The sequence below is a fragment of the Nitrospirillum guanabarense genome (assembly GCF_034653355.1).
GTDB lineage: Bacteria > Pseudomonadota > Alphaproteobacteria > Azospirillales > Azospirillaceae > Nitrospirillum.
This window is the reverse complement of record NZ_JAYEER010000003.1, coordinates 1,740,848-1,761,417: the sequence shown is the minus strand read 5'-3', so window position 1 is coordinate 1,761,417 and position 20,570 is coordinate 1,740,848. Positions and strand designations below refer to the sequence as shown.

Sequence of the window (20,570 nt, the reverse complement as noted above, 5' to 3'; positions counted from 1 at the left end):
GGTTTTTATCCTGTACATGTAGTGAGGCTTTGCAATTTCTATTACGTCCAATGAGGTATCAATTTCGCCTGGCAATGGCCCCCCAGCCCCATCTAAAAGATTACCGCGTACGCCGCCCCCGACCTTCATCCACAGGCTAGGCTGGCCCTTGGCCGTCGCCATGGCCTTTGTCACGCTGGTGGGCGCGCGCAGAACACCCTGTACGGCTCCGTTGCGTGGACGCGCGGTTCCATGGACCGCGTCGGCCTTGGCCCTCGCCTTGAGGACCTTTCAGATCAACCATTTGTGGTGTGACATTGTCGCCCGCGTTATGATGCCGCCGGGGAAGTGCCAGTTGGGATGACACCAGTCGGGGGACGAAGGTGCAGCGGGACAAAGCGGAGCTTTTGCGATCCATCGCCATTGACCGGACGGCACCGCCGCCGGCGCGGCGTGGGGGTGGGACGCGCGGGCTGGTTGCGGGCCTGGGCGCCGGTGCCGCCGTCGTGGCGGTCGCCGTGGGGGTGGCCTGGTCCGCCGGACTGCTCAACCGCGGCGGCGATCCAGCGTCCGCCACGGCGCCTGCCAAGCCCGCGCCGGCCGCCTCCACCAATCCGGCCCAGCCAGCGCCCGCCGTCCCGGTATCGGAAGTGCGCGGCGGCAACCTCGTCGGTTCCGGTTACGTCGTGGCCCGGCGTGTGGCCACGGTGTCCGCCGATGTCACCGGCAGGGTACGCGAGGTCCTGGTGCAGGAAGGCATGCTGGTGCAGAAGGGCCAGGTGCTGGCCACGCTGGACGACGTGCTGGCCCGCAGCGACCTGGACTTGGCACGGGCCCGCCAGGCCTCGGCCGAGGCCGCCGTGGTGGCCAACCAGGCGGACCTGGTGGACGCGGAAAAGACGCTGGAACGCACGCGCGCCCTGACCGGCCGCCAGTTCTCCAGCGAGGCCGACCTGATCAAGGCGGACGCCCGCGCCGCCTCGCTGCGCGCCCAGCTGGTGAAGTCCAAGGCCGACGTGAACGCCGCCCGCGCCACCGTCGCCTATGACGCGGAGATGGTGGACCGCTATCAGGTCCGCGCCCCGTTCACCGGCATGGTCACGGAAAAGAACGCCCAACCGGGCGAAATCATCTCCCCCATGTCGTCCGGCGGGTTCACCCGCACGGGCATCTGCACCCTGGTGGACATGGACAGTCTGGAATTCGAGGTTGAGGTGAACGAGGCCAACATCGCCCGCGTCCGCCCCGGCCAGAAGGTGGAGGCGACGCTGGACGCCTACCCGGACTGGAAGGTGCCGGCCTCGGTCCTGGCCATCATCCCCACCGCCAGCCGGGAAAAGGCCACCATCAAGGTGCGCGTGACCATCGCGGTCAAGGATCCCCGCATCCTGCCCAACATGGCGGCCAAGGTGACCTTCCTGAACGACAAGGCCTGAACGACGGCAGGGGCGCCTGATCCGGCACGCCCAGCCGTCCCTACATCCCCATCGTCCCACGACCACAATCGGGAGCCTGAGGCCATGACGGGCCAGACGCTGATTCACCTGCAGGATGTTTCCAAGCGGTTCGTGAAGGGCAAGGACACCATCACCATCTTCGACCATCTGGGCCTCAGCATCCCCGCCGGCGATTTCGTGGCGGTGATGGGGCCCAGCGGCTCGGGCAAGACCACGCTGCTGAACCTGCTGGGCGGCATCGACCAGCCGACGGAGGGCAGCATCACCTTCGACGGCGGCCGCGTGGACACCCTGACGGAGGGGCAACTGGCTCGCTGGCGTGCCCACAACGTCGGGTTCATCTTCCAGTTCTACAACCTGATGCCCACCCTGTCGGCGGCCCGGAACGTGGAGTTGCCCCTGCTGCTCACCTCCTTCGGACGGGCGGAGCGCAGGCGGCGGGTGGAGGCGGCGCTCAGCCTGGTCGGTCTGGCGGAACGGGCGAACCATTACCCGCGCGAAATGTCGGGCGGCCAGCAGCAGCGCGTGGCCATCGCCCGCGCCCTGATCTCCGACCCCAAGCTGCTGCTGTGCGACGAGCCCACGGGCGACCTGGACCGCACCACGGCGGATGAGATCCTGGCCATGCTGCGGCTGCTGAACCAGGAGATGGGCAAGACCATCGTCATGGTCACCCACGATCCGGAGGCTGCCAAGTACGCCCGCCGCACCCTGCACCTGGACAAGGGCCGCTTCACCGAGCGGGAGCTGGTGGCATGAGCGACTTCTACCTGCTCTGGCGCAACCTGTTCCGTCGCAAGCTGCGCACCTTCCTGATGATGCTGGCCATCTTCGTGGCCTTCGTCATCTATGGCGTGCTGGGCAGCATCCACTACGCCTTCGAGCACGGCGTGGACTCCTCGGCGGACAACCGGCTGGTGGTGGTCAACAAGATCACCTTCATCCAGCCCCTGCCCTATGCCTACGTCGGCAAGATCGCGGCCATCAAGGGTGTGAAGAACATCACGTTCGCCAACTGGTTCGGCGGCTATTACCAGGATGCGCGCAACCAGATCGGCACCTTCGCCGTCGATCCGGAAAGCTATTTGCGGATCTATCGCGACGACCTGCGCATCGATCCAGCCGCGCGCGACGCCTTCATCCATGACCGCACCAGCATGGTGGTGGGTGAGGCCATCGCCACGAAGTACGGCTGGAAGGTGGGGGACCGCATCCCCATCAATTCCAACATCTTCACCAACAAGGCGGACGGCAGCCACACCTGGGAGCTGACCGTGGCTGGCATCGCCTACGCGGCAAAGGAATCCTTCAACACCAGCTTCATCATCTTCCAGTACGAGAACTTCAATGAAAGCAAGACGTTCGGCAAGGACACGGTGGGCTGGATCACGCTGGAGACGGACAGCGCCGCGGTGAATGACCAGGTGGCCGCCACCATCGACGAGATGTTCGCCAACTCCACCTCCGAAACCGACACCCAGTCGGAAAAAGCGTTCGGCAAGGCCTTCCTGGCCCAGCTGGGCAACATCGCCCTGATCATCACCCTGGTGGTGGGGGCGGCCTTCGCCACCATCCTGATGATCGTCGGCAACACCATGGTGATGGCCGTGCGTGAGCGCACCAAGGAGATCGCCGTGCTGAAGACCCTGGGCTTCCCCTCCTGGCGCATCTGGCGGCAGGTGCTGGGGGAATCCGTGCTGCTGTCCTTGCTGGGCGGCGTGCCGGGCCTGGCCGTGGCCGGCTTGCTGGTGATGGTGCTGTCCAAGGCCGCGTCCGGCGCCATTCCGGGACTGGCGCTGACCCTGCCGGTCGCCGGCCTGGGTGTCGCCTTCATGCTGCTTCTGGGGGTGGTCACCGGCTTCCTGCCGGCCTGGAACGCGCTGCGCCTGAACATCGTCACCGCCCTTGGGCGCCTGTGACCCGCCAGGTCGCAAGAAAACCCGGGCCGTAAGGAAACAACCTCATGCGCGTGTTCAACGAGATCGCGGTGGTCACCACCATCTGCATCAAAAGCATCCCGCAGCGCTTCTGGGCCTCCTTCTCCACGGTGGTGGCGGTGGGACTGGTGGTGACGGTGCTGCTGGCCTTCCTGGCCATGGCGGCCGGCTTCCAGCAGACCTTGCGCGGCACGGGCACCAAGGACATGGCCATCCTGATGCGGGCGGGCGCCCAGGCCGAGCTGAACAGCGGCGTCACCCGCGACCAGGCCCGCCTGATCGAGGAGGCGCCGGGCGTCATGAAGGATCCGGACGGCAAGCCCCTGGTGTCGCCGGAGCTGTATGTCATCGTGGACGGCGTCAAGAAGACGGCGGTGCCCGCCGACGGCAACCTCAAGAAGGCGCCTCGCTCCAACCTCACCCTGCGGGGCCTCAGCCAGGCCGGCATCGCCGTGCGGCCGGGATTGAAGATCGTGGAAGGGCGCCCCTTCAAGCCTGGCACCAACGAATTGCTGGTGGGCCGCGCCCTGCAGAAGGACTTCGTCGGACTGAACGTGGGGGACACCGTCAAGCTGGGCAACAGCAGCTGGCTGGTGGTCGGCGCCTTCGAACTGGGCGGCAGCGTCTTTGAATCCGAACTATGGGCCGACACGCCCGAGGTGCAGGACCTGTTCCACCGCCAGAACGTCTTCCAGTCCATCCGCGTGCGCCTCACGGGGCCCGACGCGTTGAAGGCCCTGTCCGACTACGCCACCAACGACCCGCAGCTGAAGCTGGATGTGACGACGGAGGCCGACTATTACGCCCAGCAGGCTAGCCGCACCTCGGACCTGATACAGAAGCTGGGTTGGCCATTGGCCATCGCCATGGCCTTCGGCGCCCTGGCCGGCGCCCTGAACACCATGTACAGCTCGGTTGCGGCGCGCGCGCAGGAGATCGCGACCCTGCGCTGCATTGGCTTCAGCGGCACCTCCTCCTTCATCGGGACCCTGCTGGAAAGCCTGGTGCTGGCCCTGGTGGGCGGCATCGTCGGCACGCTGGTCACCTGGGTGCTGTTCGACGGGCTGACTGGCTCCACCCTATCGGGCGCCAGCTTCTCCCAGATCGTCTTCACCTTCCACCTGACGCCGGCGGTCGCCCTGCAGGGCCTCATCTTGGCCCTGGTGGTGGGCTTGGTCGGCGGTGTGTTCCCCGCCTGGCGCGCGGCGCGCATTCCCATCGTGGAGGCCTACGGCACGCCCTGAGCCGCCGCCTGGAACACCGGGTGGAACCTGCGGGGCACCCTGTGGCGGGCTTCAAAATATTTTTACCTTTTTGCCCTAAACACGGGACTCAGGACTGGCGACCGCCGCCCTGCCCCCATGGCCTGCCCCTTGCATCATTGAAAGGGTGCCGCCCCCAAGGGGGGCCTGGACCGGCATTTGTTGCCGGGTTGCTGGTCCCAAATGAGTATGGGATACTTGTTGGTCGGCATTTTCGGCATACGTCCCGGGCCTGAAACCCCTTTTGGGGTACGCTGGAAGGGGTAGCCGACGATGCGGGACCGCCCCATCGGGGCGGTTGGAATTGAGAAGGTCCGGCGATGCGGCCCGGTATGGGGCGCACCGCCGGTGAAGGTAGAGGGCGGTATCGGTACCGTCCCGTCCGTCGGGACCCTTCCCCCTGGGGCAGGACCTGCCGGACGGCGTCGCGGACCCGCCGCCTGGAAACGAGTTAGCCAGGGATCACGTGATCTGATGAAGCCTTCGGCCGGATATACCAACCGTCCCGCGTCGGACAACCCCCGCGATATCGAAGCCTGGGGCCTGACGGAAGCCGCCCGCCGGCTGATGCTGGCGGCGCAGACGCCCGAGAATCCTGAGCCCCTGCGCCAGGCGCTGTCACTGAACCAGCGCCTGTGGACCATCTTCCAGTCGTCGATGGCGGAGCCGGACTGCCCCCTGCCCAAGGATCTGCGCGAGAAGATCCTCGTGTTGTCCCTGATCGTCGACCGCCAGACCTTCGAGCGGCTGGGCGACCTGGATGTCACCAAGCTGCACTCGCTGATCGACATCAACCGCAATATCGCCGCCGGCCTGTCGCAGCGCCCCGCCGACACGACCGCGGCCGCCCCTGCGCCCACGCCTGCCGGCATGGCCCCGCGCGCGCCCTTGATGGCGCCGCCGGCAGCCGCCCCTGCGGCGCAACGTCCTGGCATGGCCCCGGGCGTGGCCGCGGGTGGTGTGGGCAAGTTCAACATATCGATCTAAACGAACGGCGGCGCCAAAACGGGCGCTGAAAATGAGACGCTTCGAAGGTTATCATCGTAAATACCTTGCATTTTATGCTTTCATTCCGCAGACTATCGCAAGGTAGTTAGGACCACCCTTTCCCGCGTGGATGCGGGAACCGGCAATGGGGATCGTTCCCGTGAGCAACGTCGCATCAACCTCGGCCGGCGCCAGCACGAACGCCTCGGTGTTCGCGCAGTTGGCGCAAATCCAGTCGCAGTTGGCGGCCCAGAATGATGCCATCGCCGCCCAGGGCTCGGCCCAAACCTCCAACGCCATCGGCACGCCGCAGGACTTCACCAAGTCGGTGTCGAAGTCGCAATACAACACCGTAGCCTCTGCCACCGACATCGGAACGGTGACCAAGGGTCAAACGCGCGTGAACGCCTTCGGCAGCCTCGCCGCCGGGGATCAGGCCGATTACCTCAGTTTCAAGCTCGCCCGCCAGGGCGCCATCAACCTTGGTCAACTGAACCTGGATCAGACACGGGTCCAGGTCATGACCAAGACCGGCGTCGTCTTGGCGGATAGTGACAGCAAATCCGGCAAGGCGTATGACGCCTACAACGCCATGGTCAACGGGCAGCAGTCCCTGGACTCTGGCACCTATGTGCTGAAGATATCGCGCGCCACGGGCGTCAAGCTGACCCAGAAGGTGAACTACGGTGTCCAGGTCGCTGCGGGCGACTATTCCAAGGACTACACCACGACGATCAAGGCCGCGTCCTCCACCGCGGCGATCTCCTCTAGCGCCGCCGCGATCTCTGGCGCACTGAGCGACCAGATCACCACCATGAAGAATTGGACCATCGGCCAAACGGGCACGCAGAAGCTGATGGGCAGCATGATGGATCTGTTTGCCTGAACAGGCCTTTCCGCCTGCAGGAACGCCAAGAAGCCGGCCATCACCGATGGCCGGCTTTTTAATTTGGAATTCCTGGCAAAGGTGTGATGATAAACACACCCTAAGGGTTGCAATCGGCACACCCTGGGCAAGGATTTTATCATAGCGGCGGGAGGTTGGTATGAAGACGATGACCGGCGTGCTGGCGGTGACCTTTATCATTTTGGCGGGCGCCGCCTCCGCCGCGGCGACCACGGGTGCCGCCACTCCCTACTGGAGCCCCGGTGGGGGCCTCGCCGCCGTCAACCCGGTTTTCAGTTATGACGCCTCCACGCCTTACGGTCATCCGCAGATCGTGGAGCCCAAGGGCATGACCGCCGCGACCAAGGCGCGCCTGACCAATGTGGCTCAGCGGGTGGACAGCCTGATCGATCAGCACAAGTGCGCCGACGCTGCCGCGCTCGCCAAGAATGAGGGCGGTGCCGTCATGGCGGACATGGCGACCAAGATCTGTGCCCTGCGGTACAGCGACGCCAAGTAAGACCGCTCCTTTCCGACGAACGGCCAGCGACACCATCGCTGGCCGTTCGCGTTTCAAGCGATCAGCGCCAGAGGCTGGGCGGCGGCGGCCTGGGCGGCTTGCACAATGCTGGCGTCCAGCGCGCCCTGGCTTTTCCGGTAGGCGGCGGCCCCCTGCCGAATGGTGACGCCGCCGGCCCCCACCCGTCCCGCCTCCGCACCGGCTGAACGGCCGGAATCCGAAGCGCCACCGCTGGCAGCCGCGTCGCCATTGGCCGTCCCGCTATTGGGCGTGCCGCCATCGGCTTGCGTTTTCTGCTTAGCCTCCTCCCCTTGGGCGGCGACAATGCCGGCCTGCGCCTGGGCAGCCACGGCGCGGTCCTGACCGGAGGGATCAGCCGGCGCCAAAGCGGCGCGGCGCACCGTTTCCAGCTTGGTGATGGTTGCTTGGGGGTCGCCTTGGATCGAGCCGATGTCGATGGCGACCTCACCCGCCGTGGCATAGTGCTGCCCATCGGGGCCGGTGGTGAAGGTGAAGGACTCCGATCCCGCGTAGGGGCCACCCGCCGCCTTGTGCGCGGCCTCATGCGCCCGCACCGCCCGATCCACGGCCTTGAGCTTGTCGACCTGCTGCTGCTGGGCATCGCTCAGCTTGGTGCCGTCGCTGACCGTGCCGTTGCCGGCCGCCTTGGCGCCACCGGACTGCTTGGCCTGAACCTGGCCCCGAACACTGTAAGGATTGGGCGCCTGGGCGGATGCCGCGCCGCCGGCGGCAACCGTCCCCTGGCCCGCCGCGACGATGGCAGGGGTTGGGCCCGTCAGGGCGCGCGCCCAAACGGGCGACGCGGAAATGGCGCCAAGGGCGGACATGCCAAAGCGGTCGCATTGGTCTTAATAATGCAAATACTTCAGCACCAAGCGCCCGCCCACGCAAGACAAAGCCGCCCGCATCCTGGCGAGGATACGGACGGCTTCGCCCTAAACGCTTGATCCGGCGGCCCTTCAGGTCCTGGACAGCGGCAATCCGCCACGCCCGGGCCGTCAGGACGCTACGCCTTACCGCTTCAGGTTGATGGTGTCCTGCAGCAGGTCGTCGGCGGTGGTGATGACCTTGGTGTTCGCGGTGTAGGACCGCTGCGCCACGATCAGCTGGGTGAATTCCGACGCGATGTCGACGTTGGAGCCTTCCAGGCTGCTGGAGGCGATGTCGCCGGCACCGTTCACGCCCGTGTCGTTGAAGCGGGCCTTGCCGCTGTCCACGGTCTCGGTGAAGACGTTGCCGGTGGAGCGCGACAGGGCGTCCGGGTTGTTGAACAGCACGATCGGAACCTTGGCGATGGTGCGCTGGCGGCCGTTGTCGTAGTTGGCCAGCACGGTGCCGTCGGCGTTGATCTGCACATCCTTGAAGGTACCCGCCGGGCTGCCGTCCTGCACCTTGGAGGTGACGTTGATGTTGGTGCCGTCGAACTGGGTCAGGCCGGAGGACTGGCCGAAATTGCCCAGGTTCAGGGTGAAGTGCTGCAGGCCGTAGCCAAAGTCGACGTCAAAGCCGACGGTGGCGGCGGACCCGTTGCCCTGGTCGGCGGTCACCGTGGCGTTGCCGCTACCGACCGCGGTGGAGTCCATGTGGCTGAGGGTGCCAGCCGCCGCCTGGGTGCCATCGGCCAGGGTTCCACCAAAGCTCAAGTTGATGTGACCCGGCGTCTTGCCGGCGATGACCGGCGCCACGGTCGTGAAGAAGCTGTCACTGTCGGTGTTGCCGGTCAGGGTGATGGTGCCGCCGGATGACAGCGCCTGCACGCCCAAGCCCTGTTGCGACGCCTGGGTGTTGATCAGCGCCGCGATCTTGCCGCTGATGTCGCTCAGGCTGGCTTCGGTACCGTCCGTCTTATACGTGACGTTGATGGCCTTGCCCGGCGGTGTCACCTGGGTCGTCGACAGGGTCGCGCCGAGATCCTTGCTGATCAGGTTCAGCGACGTACCCGTGGGCGGGTTGGCGGGATCCAGGGTGAAGTTCGACCCCGAGTCACCGGCGATCTGGCTCGCCAATTCCGCGACCACCGACTGCAAATCAGGAGTTTGGGTGATGTTGGCCGCGGTGATCTGGTAGTTGTAGGTGGTCGATCCCAAGGTGACCGTATACAACTGCCCAATCGAGGTAGGCGTGGTCGCGGTGATGCTGGGGTTGCCGTTCGTGAAGTCATACGCATACGTGGTCTGCTGCGTAGGATCAGGCGCCGGTGTTCCCGCTGGCGTGCTGGTCGTCACCGTGGCCGTCTGCGCCAGCGGCGGCGCAATCGTGTAGGTATAGGTGGTTCCCACGTCGCCAGGCTGACCGGTGATGGTCAGTTTCTCAGTCTCTTTACTGCCTGTGTGGTTGGCAATATATGTCGACGAGTTGGCGGTATTGAGCAGGTTGGGCGAATCCGTCGCCGTCATGGCGAGGGTGACCGGACCACTGTTGGAGCTGGTGAGGGTCAACGTGCCGCCGCTGGCCGCGGCCGCCACATTCCCTTTGAGGGACGGGCTGGTGCTGGTGTCATTGTTGATCAGATAAGCCAGCTTGGACATCACGTTGCTCAAATTGTTCAACGTTCCGATGTTCTGCGGCGTGATCGTCACGGACACCGTGACGGGGCCAATTGGGTTACCTGTGTTGTCCGTACCGGTGACGGTAGCCGTGTAGACGTCGTCGATGTTGGTACTGTCACCCACCGCCGTCTGGGACACGATGCCCTTGACGTTGGTGGCGACGTTACCCGATACGATGGTCGACATCGTGCCAATCGTGTGGTTGGTGATGGCACCCTTGGAAACGCTGGGCACGGCGCTGAACGACGTACCGGCTGTGCGGGAGGTCAAGCGCAAGGCGCCCGTCGGACTGACCGTGGCGGTGACGCCGCTGGACGTGTCGGAACCGTTGATCTTGTCGGCCAGCGACTGGGCGACGTCCTTCATGGAGCTGAACGACGAGGCGTTGCCGCTGGTGAGGGTCGTGCTGTAGGTCGTGCCATTCACGACGACGGAATAGACGTCACCGATGTTGAAACCCGTCAGCGGCGACACGGCGGCCGTCGAGAAGGAGACGTCCTGCACCTGGCCGCGGTCCAACGTATTCGCCGTAAGGCTGGATTCGCTGCTGGTGGCGGGGAAGCCGGTAGACAGTAGCCCCTCAACCGGCATAGCCGAGGCCGTGCCCTGCGAGCCATCGGCGGTGATGCCCAGTTGCCAGGTGCCAGCGGTGGCGCCCTGGCGCCAGGTCAGGTTGACGTTGTGGGCGGTGCCGGCGGCGTCATAGACCTGCACTTGGGTGGGCGTGATGGAACCGCTGGGGTCGGTCGGCAGGTTGGCCTTGACGTCGATCTCCTTGGTCGGCACTGGGCTGTCGATGTCCGACGTCACCTGCACCGGGGTGGCGGAGGTGTCGAACAGGCCCGTGGTGCTGTTGTAGGCGAAGCCGTTCAGGGCGAAGCCGGAGTTGTTGACCAGGGTGCGCGTGCTATCCAGGGCGAAGCTGCCGTCGCGGGTGTAGTAGCGCTCACCCGACGTTGTCGTCTGCCCGTTCACCGTCGTCAGCTTGCTGACGCTGAAGAAGCCGTTGCCGCGGATGGCGATGTTGGTGGGGGTGTCCGACGACGACACCGTGCCCGACACGCTGTTCACGTAGTCGGGACGGGCCTGCACGCCGCCGGCCTGGTACTGGGTGTTGCTGGCCGAAATGACCAGGGACTCGAACGATGTGTCGATGCGCTTGAAGCCCGTCGTCTGGGCGTTCGCGATGTTGTCGGAAATGTTGCTGAGCGCGGTGGACTGCGCCTGCAAGCCGGAAATACCGACGGACATCGAGCCGAAAATGCTCATGGTGCTGGCTCCCAGAAAAGAGCGGTTGCGTATCTGGACCGCAAGGAAAGCAAGATGGATGCCAGTTTGCGAAGATTGGCGTGGCACCCACCATTTCCCCCCAGCAGGGGGTGCCCGTCCCTGGGTCACATTCAATAAATTATTGTTATTGCTTGCCATTCTTGAAAAATGGCCCCGTCCCTGCCATCACGCCGCGCGTCGGACCACTTGGCAGGATGTGCCGCGGCAGCGGGGCACCGGGGCGTTTTTTCCTACCGGCTACTCCAACCCGGCCGTTTCTTCCCGGTAGGCTTCGACTCGGTCCCGGGCCGGCAGAGCGGCCCCCAAAAGCAAGGAAGGCCAGGCTGGTCTTCCCCCTTTTGGGGAGACCGGCCCGGCCTCTTCCTGGTCCGTTCCTGTGGGTCCCTTTTGGACCCCGACGCGTCGGAGAACGTCTGTCGGATCAGGCGCCCTGCTTCACCGAGAACTCGCCGGAGCGCACGCTCTCAGCCAGGATTTCCAGGTATTCGGCGGTGGTCGTCTTGCCGTACTTGGCCAGGATGCCGTAGACGGAAGCCATCACGGACATGGTGCCGATGGTGTCATAGGGCACGCCTTCGCTGGCGGCGTTCACCCAGTAGGCGTTGAATTGGTCGAACAAGCGGGCGCGTTGGGCCTCGTCGTTCACCGGGGCGGCGGCGACGGTGGCGGCGGCGAAGGCTTCGGCAGGCGTGTAGGCGTTCATGGCTAGGTCTCCTCAGCTCAGGAAGTTGACAAGGGAAAGGGATGCGATTTTGCCGGCGACGGTGTAGGCGCCCTGCTGCTGGTTCAGGGCCGCTTGCAATTGTGCGGCCACCGTCGTGGGGTCGACGTTCTGGATGTCGGCGATCTGGTTTTCGATATCGGCCATGGCGTTCTTGTGGTTGGTGGCCGCCGTGCCCAGGACGCTCTGCGCGTTCACGGTGCTGGCGTCCAACTGCCGGATCTGGCCCTGGGCCGACACGATGCTGGAGCGGGCGTTGCTCATCAGGGTCGTGTAGTTGCCCGGATTGTTCACCGCGGCCAGCATCTGTTTGATGCCGATGATCAGATTTTGGATCGCCGGATCATTGGAACTGATGCCGTAGGTAACGCTGGTGCTGTCATCCACGTTCAGCGAGCTGCTGGCGAAGGCGGCCGGATTTTGGACCCCTGATTGGAATTGGCTGTCATAGGGCGCCAGGTTGGGTGGGGTGGTGGTCGTGGTGCCAAACGAACCGGGTGCTTGGTATGGCGCCAGCGTCACCGCCGTCATCTGGTTCTGGTTGCTGTTGTTCTGCACCGTCGAGGTGGTGGCGAAGCGTTGCGACCCCATGCCGGTCAGGGTCACCTGCGCTGAACCCGGAGGGTTGAGGGTGACGGTGGCGTCGGCGGAACGTTGCGGGTCGGCATTGATCTGCGCCGCCAACTTGGCCGCCACGTACCCCATCGCGTCGCCGGCGGCCACCGGCGGACTGGCCGAAGGCAAGCCCGTGGTCTTCATGGCCACCAAGTCGGCGGAGGTCATGACATAGGTGTAGGCGGTGGGGTTGTTGACCTTGTCATAGCTGATGTTGTTGGCCGGATTGGCATCATCGCTGGTGACGTTGACGGTGTTGCGGTTTCCCATGTTGATGGTGAAAACGTCCCCCACGTCCACGCTGGTGCCGTTCAGATTGATGTTGTCGATCTGCGGCACCGCGGCTGTGGGCGGGACGGCGGTGGGGTCGGCGGCGACCGCCAGCTGCGAGGTGTACTGGGAATAGACGTTGTCCAGGTCGGTATGGCTGGTGTAGCTGGGATAGCCCAGCAGCGTCGGATCGCCGCCCGGCGTGGATGTGTTCTGATAACCGGCCACGGGGTAGACGTTCGACGACACGTTGAATGAATAGCCCGCCGAATTGCCGATCAGGGTCAGCTGGTTGCCGATGACGGACGCCGTCAGCGGCAGCGGCGGCGTCTGCCCGTTGGCGATAGCCTGCTGGTTCGGATCATTGATCTGCGAGGCGAAGGCATTGAGGATGTCGGACATGCTCGTTTCCGAGCCGGTCGTCGTATAGGTGAACTGCTTGCCCGCCACCGACATCGTATAGATGTCACCCGCGGTGCCCAGCGTGCCGCCGGTCAGGGTCACCTGGCTCACTTGCTTGGTGGCCGACAGGTCACCCACGGGAGGCGTGTCATAGCGGCTGCCGGAGAAGATGTAGCGGTCGCCGGCCTTGGTGTTGAGCAAGCTGGACAGCTGGGTCAGCGCACCCTGCAGCAAGGCCTTGGGCGCCGCCAGATCCGGGTAGGCCACACTGAAGGTAGCGCTGCCGGGGCCCTTCAGCTGGCTGATGTCCAGGCTGATGGAAGCGCCGTCACCGGGTCCGCCGGTCATTTCGAAGGTCTGCTCGCCATCATCGGGAGGAATGGATGTCAGGTTCAGTGTCTTGGTGGAGATGCCACCCATGCCATCGTTGACGGTGACGTCATAGCTACCGGCCTTTCCACTGTTCGACGGCACGGCGGTGACCGTATAGGTGGCGGCGGCGCTGAACACCGATTTGCTGCTGTCAACAGACAGACCCAAATTCCCGTTGCTGGAAGAAGTCACGGCGGAAACGGCGGGCGAGCCCGCGCCAGCCGGGATGTTGGCCGAGCTCAACAGGTTCGACACGATCTTCTGCATTGACGACAGCGCCGTCTCCGTCGCGTTCACCTGGGTCGTGGCCGTGGTGATGGCGCTGGAGTAACCGGTGCGCTGGGCATACTGGCTCTTCAGGGCCAGCAGCTGGTTGGCCTGGGTGCCATAGGCGGACAGGTCCTGCGACTTGATGCCGGTGTTGAACTGCTGCTGCAGCTCGGCCAGCGAGGTCGAGGTCCCATTGATGCCGTTCAGCATCGACAGGTAGCTGCCGTAGGTGCTTACACGGGAGATGGTCATGTCACGGCCTGCGAGAGGGTGTCGAACATCTGCCCGATGACCGAGATCACGCGGGCGGTGGCCGAGTAGTTGCGCTGGAGGACCTGCAGGTTCGCGACCTCCTCATCCATGTTGACACCTGTCGAGCTGGCGTAGCGCGTCTGCAGGCTGGTCATGAAGGACGAGGTGGTGGTGGCCTGGGTGTTGACGTTGGACTGAATGGTGGACCAGTTGCTGGACACCTGGTCGGCCATGCCGCCGTAACTGACGTTCGTCAGCGTCAGGCCGTCGGCCGTCATGGTGCGCCCGGTCGCCGTCATGGCGCCGACCATGGCGTTCACGGCCGACTGCTTGATGGTCTTGGTGCCGTTCAGCAGATCCTTGTTCACCGACAGGGTGCCGGCGTCGGCGCCCGAGAACAGGCCGCTGGCCAGCTCGCCGTCATTGGTGGGGCCGGCCTTGTTGTAGGCATCGGTGATGCTGGTGGGCTGGCCCGCCTGCGTCGTGCCGGTCAGGGCGCCAGCGACCGCGTCCAGCTGCGACTTCAGCTTGCGGAAGACTTCGGTGGTGGCGTCACCGCTGGCCGGGGCCGGCGAGCTGTCGGCCACCAGATCCAGCAGACCGCCCAGCTTGCCGCTGCTGACGGCGGCGGTGATGTCGGCGCCGCCGGCGCCCGAGATCACCTTGCCGTCGTAGCTCAACTGCGTGGCGGTGCCATCCACCAGCGTGGCGCCCGTGGGCGTGAAGACGGCGATGGAGCCGTCATCGCGCTGGGTGGTGCGGACATTGATCATGGAGGACAGGTCGCGCAGCGTGGCGTCGCGTTGGTCCTCGAAATCGGCGGTCGGCTGGTTGCTGGCCTTCAGCTGCGAGATGGTGGCGTTCAGCTGGTCGATTTGGGTCAGATCGGTGTTGATCGACTTCACCGTCTGGGTGATGTCGCCCTTGGCCTGCACTTCCATCTGGTCCACGCCCGCCGACAGGGTGTGGATGGTCTGCACCAGGGCCTGAGCCTTCTGCACGACCTGGTTCTGCGCCACGGCACTCTCGGGCGAGGCGGACAAATCCTGCAGGGCCTTGGTGAAATCCTGGAACGCCTGGGTCAGCTTGGGCGTGGCGCTGTCGCTGGAATTGCTGGAGTTGGTGGTGCCCAGCATGCCGCCGATCTGGCTCATGTACTGGGACAGCACCTGCTGCATCCCATTCTCGGACGTCGTCCCCTGAAGCTGGGCCTGCAGGGCCACGTCCACCGACCGCGAGTACTGCGAGATGGTGACGCCGCTCAACGGGTCGGTCGTCTGCGAAACCGTGTGTTTCGTACGATCCGGACTGTTGGCGTTGTTCATGTTGTCTGAAACGACCTGGATGCCGGCCTGAATGACATTCAGGCTGTTGGCGGCCGAATTCAGCGCGCTGAACAAACTCATGGGACCGGGCCTCGGTGGCGGGGGGTTCCGCGCAGGGGACCGGCCCCCATGGCCGATCCGCCCCCCACCACGCAAACCCCGGGCCAACTGGACCAGGAAATTAGAGCACTGGAATCATTCGTATTTTTGCAAACTGCCGGAAATGGCGAGGGCGGCAAAATCTGCCGCCCCGCCCTTTATCCCCGAGTCCCGCTAGGCAGGGATGGCCATGTCAGCGGACACCTTTGCCCGGATCCAAAACATCCATGGGATCCAAGACCTTATTGCCCTGCCGCACCTCGAAGTGCAGCTGCGGGCTGGTCACGTTGCCGGTGGCGCCCACGGTGCCGATGCGCTGGCCACGCGCCACCTTGGCGTTGGCCTCCACCATGATCTGGTCCAGCTGGGCGTAGGCCGTCACCATACCGTCGGCATGCTGGATCAGCACCAGGTTCCCGAAGCCGCGCAGCTGGTTGCCGGCGTATTTCACCACCCCGGCGTCGGCGGCCACCACCGGCGTGCCCGTGGGCGCCGCGATGTTGATGCCGTCATTGTACTGCCCGCCGGGCTTGGCCCCGTGGGTGGAGATCACCTGCCCCGTCACCGGCCAGAGGAAGCGCGCGCCCTTGGAGGCCGCAGGCGGGGCTGGCGTGGGCACCGGTGTGGGCACGGCCGGGGCAACCGCCACGGCCGGCGGCGTGGCGGCCCCTGGCGTGCGGACGACCGGGGTGGGCGCCGAGGAAACGGGCGGCGTGTCCGGGGAAGCACCCGTGGGTTCAGACGAGGAGCCGGGGGTTACCGGCGCCCAGCGGGCGGAGGGGGCGGCCGTGGCGCCCGGCGGAATGGCGGCACCGGTGCTGCCCGTCGGCGGCCGGGTGGCGGGCTGCGCGGACGCGGACGGTGCGGCCAGTTCCTGGCTTTCCACCGTGCGGCGGGGGGGCACCGCGACGGGCGGCGGGGCGGCCGAAGCCTGTGGCGCCGCCGGGCCGACCGTCATCGGCGCGCGGCCGGTGGCCACACCCGGCCGGGGGGCGGCCGCGGGCGGCGGCGCCTCCGCCACCGTGGGCGCGCCGCCCGGCGGCGTCCCGGCGGGGGCCGGGCCGGGGCCGGCGTGCGGCAGGTTCAAGGTCTGGCCCACGCGCAGCAGGTAGGGCGGCGCGAGACTGTTCAAGCGCGCCAGCTCGCTGCTGTCGACGTTGAAGGTGCGGGCGATGCCGTACAGGGTGTCGCCGGGCTTGATGACGTAGGTGTGCGGCGTTGGCACCACCAGGCGCTGGCCCGGCGTCACGGTGTAGGGCGGCTGCAGGCGGTTCTCGTCGATCAGGTCGCGCAGCGGAATGTTGTAGCGCTTGGCCACGTCATAGATCGTCTCGCCCTTGGAGACGAAGATGACGTTGGCCGGCGTGGGCGGCGGTGTGACGACGGGGGCCGGGGGTTCCGACCGGGTGCCGCAAGCCGTCAGGCCGAACGCCAGGGCACCCGCGAGGGCGCCCCGCATCAGCAGTCCGGTGAAGCCGGCGGCAAAGTCGGGGGCTGGGGTCGGAAGGACGGCGGCACCGGCGGTCCGGTGGAAAGTCTTGAAGGCCATCGCGCTTTGTCGTTCGAGGAAAGGCATCACGCCCGCTGATGGATTACGTCGGAAAAGTCGGGCGGAATTAGGGCCGGTGGAGGCATGTCCCCCTGCTCCACCCCACCCTGCCCCGGCGCGGCCGGTCCCCGTCCGGGTTGCGCCCGTCCAGGTTCGGCCGCGACTTCGGGCAGCAGGGGCACGAACCGCACCGGCCACAGCTGTTCACGCTCCACCCCCGTCTCCGTCTTGCGCAGGCGCACGACATGCAGGCTGCGGCGGTCGGCGCCCAAGGGTATGACCATGATGCCCCCCACCGCAAGCTGGTCCATCAGATCCGGCGGCGGATCCATGCCGCCGCCCGCCGTCACCAGGATGCGCTCGAAGGGTGCCGCCTGGGGCCAGCCGCGCATGCCGTCGCCATGGCGCGCGGTGATGTTGTGCAGCCGCAGGGCTTGGAAGCGGCCCTCCGCCTCCGCCAGCAGGGGACGGTGACGCTCGATGGTGTAGACCCGGCGGGCGATCTTGGCCAGGACCGCCGCCTGGTAGCCGGAGCCGGTGCCGATCTCCAGCACCTTCAGCCGGTCGCTCAGTTGCAGGGCCTGGGTCATCAGCCCCACCACCATGGGTTGGCTGATGGTCTGGCCATGACCGATGGGCAGGGCCGTGTCCTCATAGGCCTGGTCGTGGAAGGTCGGGGGCACGAACACCTCCCGCGGGATCAGCTCCATGGCGCGCAAAACGTCCGTGCTGTTCACGCCATTGCGGCGCAACAGCATCAACAGACGGATTTTGCGCGCGGCGCTGCTCACCCGAATACCCCCTCCAGCCGCGCCAAGGTCTCATAGTGCGTCAGATCCAGGTGGATGGGCGTGACGGAGATACCGCCCAACGCCTCCACCACATGGACGTCGGTATCCACCGGCACCTCGTTCAGCCCCCGGGCGGCGCCGATCCAGATATACGGACGGCCCCGCGGGTCCATGCGCTCGAACAGATCGTCGCCAGCCTTGCGGTTGGCGTGGCGCACCACATGGATGCCGGCCACCTTGTCCGGGTCGACCGCGGGGAAGTTCACGTTCAGCAGAACATGGCGCGGCCAGTCCACGGCCAGACCCTTGCGTACCACCTCGGGGCCCCAGCGCTCCGCCGTGGCCCAGTCCGGGTCGCGGCCATCGCGCAGGCGCAGGCTGAAGGCGAAAGCGCGCACGCCCAGCAAGGTCGCCTCCATGGCGGCGGCCACCGTGCCGGAATAGGTCACGTCCTCGCCCAGGTTCTGGCCGTGGTTCACGCCGGACAGCACCACGTCCGGCCGCTGGTCTGCCATCAGCTGGTTCACCGCCAGCAGCACACAGTCGGTGGGCGTGCCATCGACGGTATAGCGCCGGTCGGCCACCCGCTTCATGCGCAGCGGGCGGTGGATGGTGAGCGAATGGCTGGCGGCGGACTGCTCCGCCTCCGGCGCCACCACCCAGACGTCGTCGGTCAGCTGGCGCGCGATGCGCTCCAGCGCCGCCAGGCCGGGGGCGTGGATGCCATCGTCATTGCTGATCAGGATGCGCAAGGGGCGGTCTTCCCCCGGGGCCCGCATCGGCGTGCCGTCAGCCACGGACGATGCGCTCCAGCCCGTTCATGTAGGGCACCAGGACCTCAGGCACGCGGATGGAGCAGTCGGCCTCCTGATAGTTTTCCATCACCGCCAGCAGGGCGCGGCCCACCGCCACGCCCGAGCCGTTCAGCGTGTGGACGAACTGGGTGTTCTTGTCGCCCTTGTTGCGCCAGCGGGCCTTCATGCGGCGGGCCTGGAAGTCCCCGCAGTTGGAGCAGCTGCTGATCTCACGGTACGTGTTCTGGCCCGGCAGCCACACCTCGATGTCGTAGGTCTTGGCGGCGCTGAAACCCATGTCGCCGGTGCACAGGGTGACCGTGCGGAAGGGCAGGCCCAGACGCTTCAGCACCGTCTCGGCGGCTTCGGTCATGCGCTCATGCTCGGCGGCCGACTGGTCGGGCGTGGTCACGCTGACCATTTCCACCTTGTAGAACTGGTGCTGGCGGATCATGCCGCGCGTGTCCCGGCCGGCGGCGCCGGCCTCGGCGCGGAAGCAGGGCGTGCGCGCCGTCATGCGCAGCGGCAGTTCCTCGGCGTCCAGGATGCTGTCCGCCACCAGGTTGGTCAGCGGCACCTCAGCCGTGGGGATCAGCCAATGGCCGGTGTTGGTCTGGAACAGGTCCTCGGCGAACTTGGGCAGCTGGCCCGTGCCGAAGGCGGCCTCATCCCGCACCATCAGGGGCGGCGAGACCTCGGTGTAGCCGAACTCCCGGGTATGGGTGTCCAGCATGAAGTCGCCCAGCGCCCGCTCCAGCCGGGCCAGCGGACCCTTCAGCACCGTGAAGCGCGCGCCCGACAGCTTGGCGGCACCGCTGAAGTCCATGAAGCCCAGGGCCTCGCCCAGGTCGAAATGCTCCTTGGCGTTCTCGATCACAGGCGGGGTGCCGACGCGGTGGCGCTCCACATTGTCGTGCTCGTCCTTGCCTTGCGGCACGTCGGCGGCAGGCAGGTTGGGGATGGTCGACAGCAGGCGGTCCAGCTCTTCCGACAGCGCCTTCTCGGTGGCCTCGGCCTCGGCCATGCCTTCCTTCAGGCTGGCGACCTCGTCCATCAGCGGCTGGGCGTCCTTGCCGTCCTTCTTGTAGGCGCCGATCAGCTTCGACGCCTCGTTCCGGCGGGCCTGCATGTCCTGCAGCGCCGTCTGCGCCGCGCGGCGGCGGGCGTCCAGGTCCAGCACGACGGCGGACTGGGGCGGCAACCCGCGGCGGGCCAGGCCGCCGTCGAAGGCTTCAGGATTGTCGCGGAGAACGCGGAGGTCATGCATGGCAGGCTTCTTGGAAGACGTTAAACGATGGTCCCCGACTTATAAGCGGGAAGCCCTGTCGGGGTCCAGCCCGCCCCGCCATACAAGTTGCCTTGGCCCCGGCGCCGGGACCTAGCCCGGTGTGACCTCGTCGCCGCCGGCCGTCTTTTCGGCCTCTTCCGCCCGCGCCTGTTCCTTGGCCCGGTTGCGCTCGATGCGCCGGGCGGCGAACACCGACACCTCGTACAGGACGATCATGGGGGCCGCCAGGGTGGTCTGGCTGATGGGGTCGGGTGGCGTCAGGATGGCGGCCAGCACGAAGATCAGCACGATGGCGTAGCGGCGCTTGGACGCCAGCTGATCGGCGCTGAGGATGCCGACGCGCACCAGCAGGCTGAGCAGCACCGGCATCTGGAAGGCGATGCCGAAGGCGAAGATCAGCGACATGGCGAAAGACAGGTACTGCTCCACCCGCGTCTCGGCCACGATGGGCAGCATGCCGGCCCCGCCCGTCTGCTCGAAGCTCAGGAAGAACTTCAGCGCCGTGGGCATGACGAAGAAATAGACCATGCCCGTCCCCATCAGGAACAGGATGGGCGTCGCCAGCAGGAAGGGCAGGAAGGCCTTGCGCTCGTGGCGGTAAAGACCGGGCGCCACGAACTTCCAGATCTGCTGGGCGATGATGGGGAACGCGATCAGCGCCGCCGCCCACAGGGACACCTTCACATAGGTGAAGAAAGCCTCCGTGGGGGCCGTGAAGATCAGCTTGCGCTCCGCCGCGCGCTCACCCAGGGCGGTCACCATGGGCAGCAGCAGCCAGCCATAAATGCGGCCAGCGAACTGGTAGCAGATCAGGAAGGCGACCAGCAGGGCGGACAGGGAAATGATCAGGCGGTTGCGCAGCTCGATCAGGTGATCCAGCAGCGGCATGCGCGAGGCGTCGATTTCGTCTTGGGTGGGGTCGGCCATGGGGCGC

Annotated in this window: 17 protein-coding genes; 7 read left to right on the top strand and 10 right to left on the bottom strand. The window is 66.2% G+C overall.

Annotation, left to right across the window (positions count from 1 at the left end):
• The first annotated feature begins 362 nt into the window (after positions 1-362).
• The 7 genes from UAA55_RS17045 to UAA55_RS17015 all read left to right on the top strand — a co-directional run bounded on the left by UAA55_RS17045 (position 363) and on the right by UAA55_RS17015 (position 7,028).
• Entirely contained in the window at positions 363-1,415 is a 1,053-nt protein-coding gene (locus UAA55_RS17045) for an efflux RND transporter periplasmic adaptor subunit (RefSeq protein WP_322954178.1), read from the top strand.
• 84 nt (positions 1,416-1,499) lie between these two features.
• Positions 1,500-2,195, top strand: coding sequence for an ABC transporter ATP-binding protein (locus tag UAA55_RS17040; RefSeq protein WP_322954176.1), 696 nt, complete (start codon positions 1,500-1,502; stop codon positions 2,193-2,195).
• Complete coding sequence (locus UAA55_RS17035) at positions 2,192-3,355, top strand: ABC transporter permease (protein ID WP_322954174.1); 1,164 nt, start codon at positions 2,192-2,194, stop codon at positions 3,353-3,355. The genes UAA55_RS17040 and UAA55_RS17035 overlap by 4 nt, the downstream gene beginning before the upstream one ends.
• A 44-nt stretch (positions 3,356-3,399) precedes the next feature.
• On the top strand, positions 3,400-4,617 hold the full coding sequence (locus tag UAA55_RS17030) for an ABC transporter permease (protein WP_322954173.1): 1,218 nt from the start codon (positions 3,400-3,402) through the stop codon (positions 4,615-4,617).
• 492 nt (positions 4,618-5,109) lie between these two features.
• Complete coding sequence (gene flaF, locus UAA55_RS17025) at positions 5,110-5,622, top strand: flagellar biosynthesis regulator FlaF (RefSeq protein ID WP_322954172.1); 513 nt, start codon at positions 5,110-5,112, stop codon at positions 5,620-5,622.
• Positions 5,623-5,782: 160 nt separating this feature from the next.
• Positions 5,783-6,508 carry a hypothetical protein gene (locus UAA55_RS17020; RefSeq protein ID WP_322954171.1) on the top strand — a complete coding sequence of 242 codons (726 nt, stop codon included), beginning with the start codon at positions 5,783-5,785 and terminating at the stop codon, positions 6,506-6,508.
• A gap of 160 nt (positions 6,509-6,668) precedes the next feature.
• Positions 6,669-7,028, top strand: coding sequence for a hypothetical protein (locus UAA55_RS17015; protein ID WP_322954170.1), 360 nt, complete (start codon positions 6,669-6,671; stop codon positions 7,026-7,028).
• 53 nt (positions 7,029-7,081) lie between these two features.
• Here UAA55_RS17015 and UAA55_RS17010 read toward each other — a convergent pair whose 3' ends face one another.
• The 10 genes from UAA55_RS17010 to tatC form a co-directional block, all read right to left on the bottom strand.
• Positions 7,082-7,876 (bottom strand): putative metalloprotease CJM1_0395 family protein, encoded by a 795-nt coding sequence (locus tag UAA55_RS17010; RefSeq protein WP_322954169.1) that lies wholly within the window; start codon positions 7,874-7,876, stop codon positions 7,082-7,084.
• A 186-nt stretch (positions 7,877-8,062) separates the two neighbouring features.
• Complete coding sequence (locus UAA55_RS17005) at positions 8,063-10,867, bottom strand: flagellar hook-basal body complex protein (RefSeq protein ID WP_322954168.1); 2,805 nt, start codon at positions 10,865-10,867, stop codon at positions 8,063-8,065.
• 442 nt (positions 10,868-11,309) lie between these two features.
• On the bottom strand, positions 11,310-11,591 hold the full coding sequence (locus tag UAA55_RS17000; protein WP_322954167.1) for a hypothetical protein: 282 nt from the start codon (positions 11,589-11,591) through the stop codon (positions 11,310-11,312).
• 12 nt (positions 11,592-11,603) lie between these two features.
• Complete coding sequence (locus tag UAA55_RS16995) at positions 11,604-13,790, bottom strand: hypothetical protein (protein WP_322954165.1); 2,187 nt, start codon at positions 13,788-13,790, stop codon at positions 11,604-11,606.
• Entirely contained in the window at positions 13,787-15,196 is a 1,410-nt protein-coding gene (gene flgK, locus UAA55_RS16990; protein WP_322954164.1) for a flagellar hook-associated protein FlgK, read from the bottom strand. The genes UAA55_RS16995 and flgK overlap by 4 nt, the downstream gene beginning before the upstream one ends.
• A gap of 211 nt (positions 15,197-15,407) precedes the next feature.
• The gene (locus tag UAA55_RS16985; protein WP_322954163.1) at positions 15,408-16,763 is read right to left on the bottom strand and encodes a LysM peptidoglycan-binding domain-containing M23 family metallopeptidase; all 1,356 of its coding nucleotides are present in this window, start codon (positions 16,761-16,763) and stop codon (positions 15,408-15,410) included.
• Positions 16,764-16,789: 26 nt separating this feature from the next.
• Positions 16,790-17,554, bottom strand: a complete 765-nt coding sequence (locus tag UAA55_RS16980) for a protein-L-isoaspartate(D-aspartate) O-methyltransferase (RefSeq protein WP_322954162.1) — start codon at positions 17,552-17,554, stop codon at positions 16,790-16,792.
• Positions 17,551-18,333 carry a 5'/3'-nucleotidase SurE gene (gene surE, locus UAA55_RS16975; RefSeq protein ID WP_322954477.1) on the bottom strand — a complete coding sequence of 261 codons (783 nt, stop codon included), beginning with the start codon at positions 18,331-18,333 and terminating at the stop codon, positions 17,551-17,553. Before surE ends, UAA55_RS16980 begins: the two co-directional genes overlap by 4 nt.
• A gap of 10 nt (positions 18,334-18,343) precedes the next feature.
• Positions 18,344-19,615 carry a serine--tRNA ligase gene (serS, locus tag UAA55_RS16970; RefSeq protein ID WP_322954161.1) on the bottom strand — a complete coding sequence of 424 codons (1,272 nt, stop codon included), beginning with the start codon at positions 19,613-19,615 and terminating at the stop codon, positions 18,344-18,346.
• 111 nt (positions 19,616-19,726) lie between these two features.
• Positions 19,727-20,563 carry a twin-arginine translocase subunit TatC gene (gene tatC / locus UAA55_RS16965; RefSeq protein WP_322954160.1) on the bottom strand — a complete coding sequence of 279 codons (837 nt, stop codon included), beginning with the start codon at positions 20,561-20,563 and terminating at the stop codon, positions 19,727-19,729.
• Between the last annotated feature and the right edge of the window lie 7 nt (positions 20,564-20,570).

What these genes read in the sequence shown, in the direction of transcription:
- UAA55_RS17040 (WP_322954176.1), top strand. Translation starts at nt 1,500, where the DNA reads ATGACGGGCCAGACGCTGATTCACCTGCAGGATGTTTCCAAGCGGTTC.
- UAA55_RS17035 (WP_322954174.1), top strand. Translation starts at nt 2,192, where the DNA reads ATGAGCGACTTCTACCTGCTCTGGCGCAACCTGTTCCGTCGCAAGCTG.
- UAA55_RS17030 (WP_322954173.1), top strand. Translation starts at nt 3,400, where the DNA reads ATGCGCGTGTTCAACGAGATCGCGGTGGTCACCACCATCTGCATCAAA.
- flaF (WP_322954172.1), top strand. Translation starts at nt 5,110, where the DNA reads ATGAAGCCTTCGGCCGGATATACCAACCGTCCCGCGTCGGACAACCCC.
- UAA55_RS17015 (WP_322954170.1), top strand. Translation starts at nt 6,669, where the DNA reads ATGAAGACGATGACCGGCGTGCTGGCGGTGACCTTTATCATTTTGGCG.
- UAA55_RS17010 (WP_322954169.1), bottom strand. Translation starts at nt 7,876, where the DNA reads ATGTCCGCCCTTGGCGCCATTTCCGCGTCGCCCGTTTGGGCGCGCGCC.
- UAA55_RS17005 (WP_322954168.1), bottom strand. Translation starts at nt 10,867, where the DNA reads ATGAGCATTTTCGGCTCGATGTCCGTCGGTATTTCCGGCTTGCAGGCG.
- UAA55_RS17000 (WP_322954167.1), bottom strand. Translation starts at nt 11,591, where the DNA reads ATGAACGCCTACACGCCTGCCGAAGCCTTCGCCGCCGCCACCGTCGCC.
- UAA55_RS16995 (WP_322954165.1), bottom strand. Translation starts at nt 13,790, where the DNA reads ATGACCATCTCCCGTGTAAGCACCTACGGCAGCTACCTGTCGATGCTG.
- flgK (WP_322954164.1), bottom strand. Translation starts at nt 15,196, where the DNA reads ATGAGTTTGTTCAGCGCGCTGAATTCGGCCGCCAACAGCCTGAATGTC.
- UAA55_RS16985 (WP_322954163.1), bottom strand. Translation starts at nt 16,763, where the DNA reads ATGGCCTTCAAGACTTTCCACCGGACCGCCGGTGCCGCCGTCCTTCCG.
- surE (WP_322954477.1), bottom strand. Translation starts at nt 18,333, where the DNA reads ATGCGGGCCCCGGGGGAAGACCGCCCCTTGCGCATCCTGATCAGCAAT.
- serS (WP_322954161.1), bottom strand. Translation starts at nt 19,615, where the DNA reads ATGCATGACCTCCGCGTTCTCCGCGACAATCCTGAAGCCTTCGACGGC.
- tatC (WP_322954160.1), bottom strand. Translation starts at nt 20,563, where the DNA reads ATGGCCGACCCCACCCAAGACGAAATCGACGCCTCGCGCATGCCGCTG.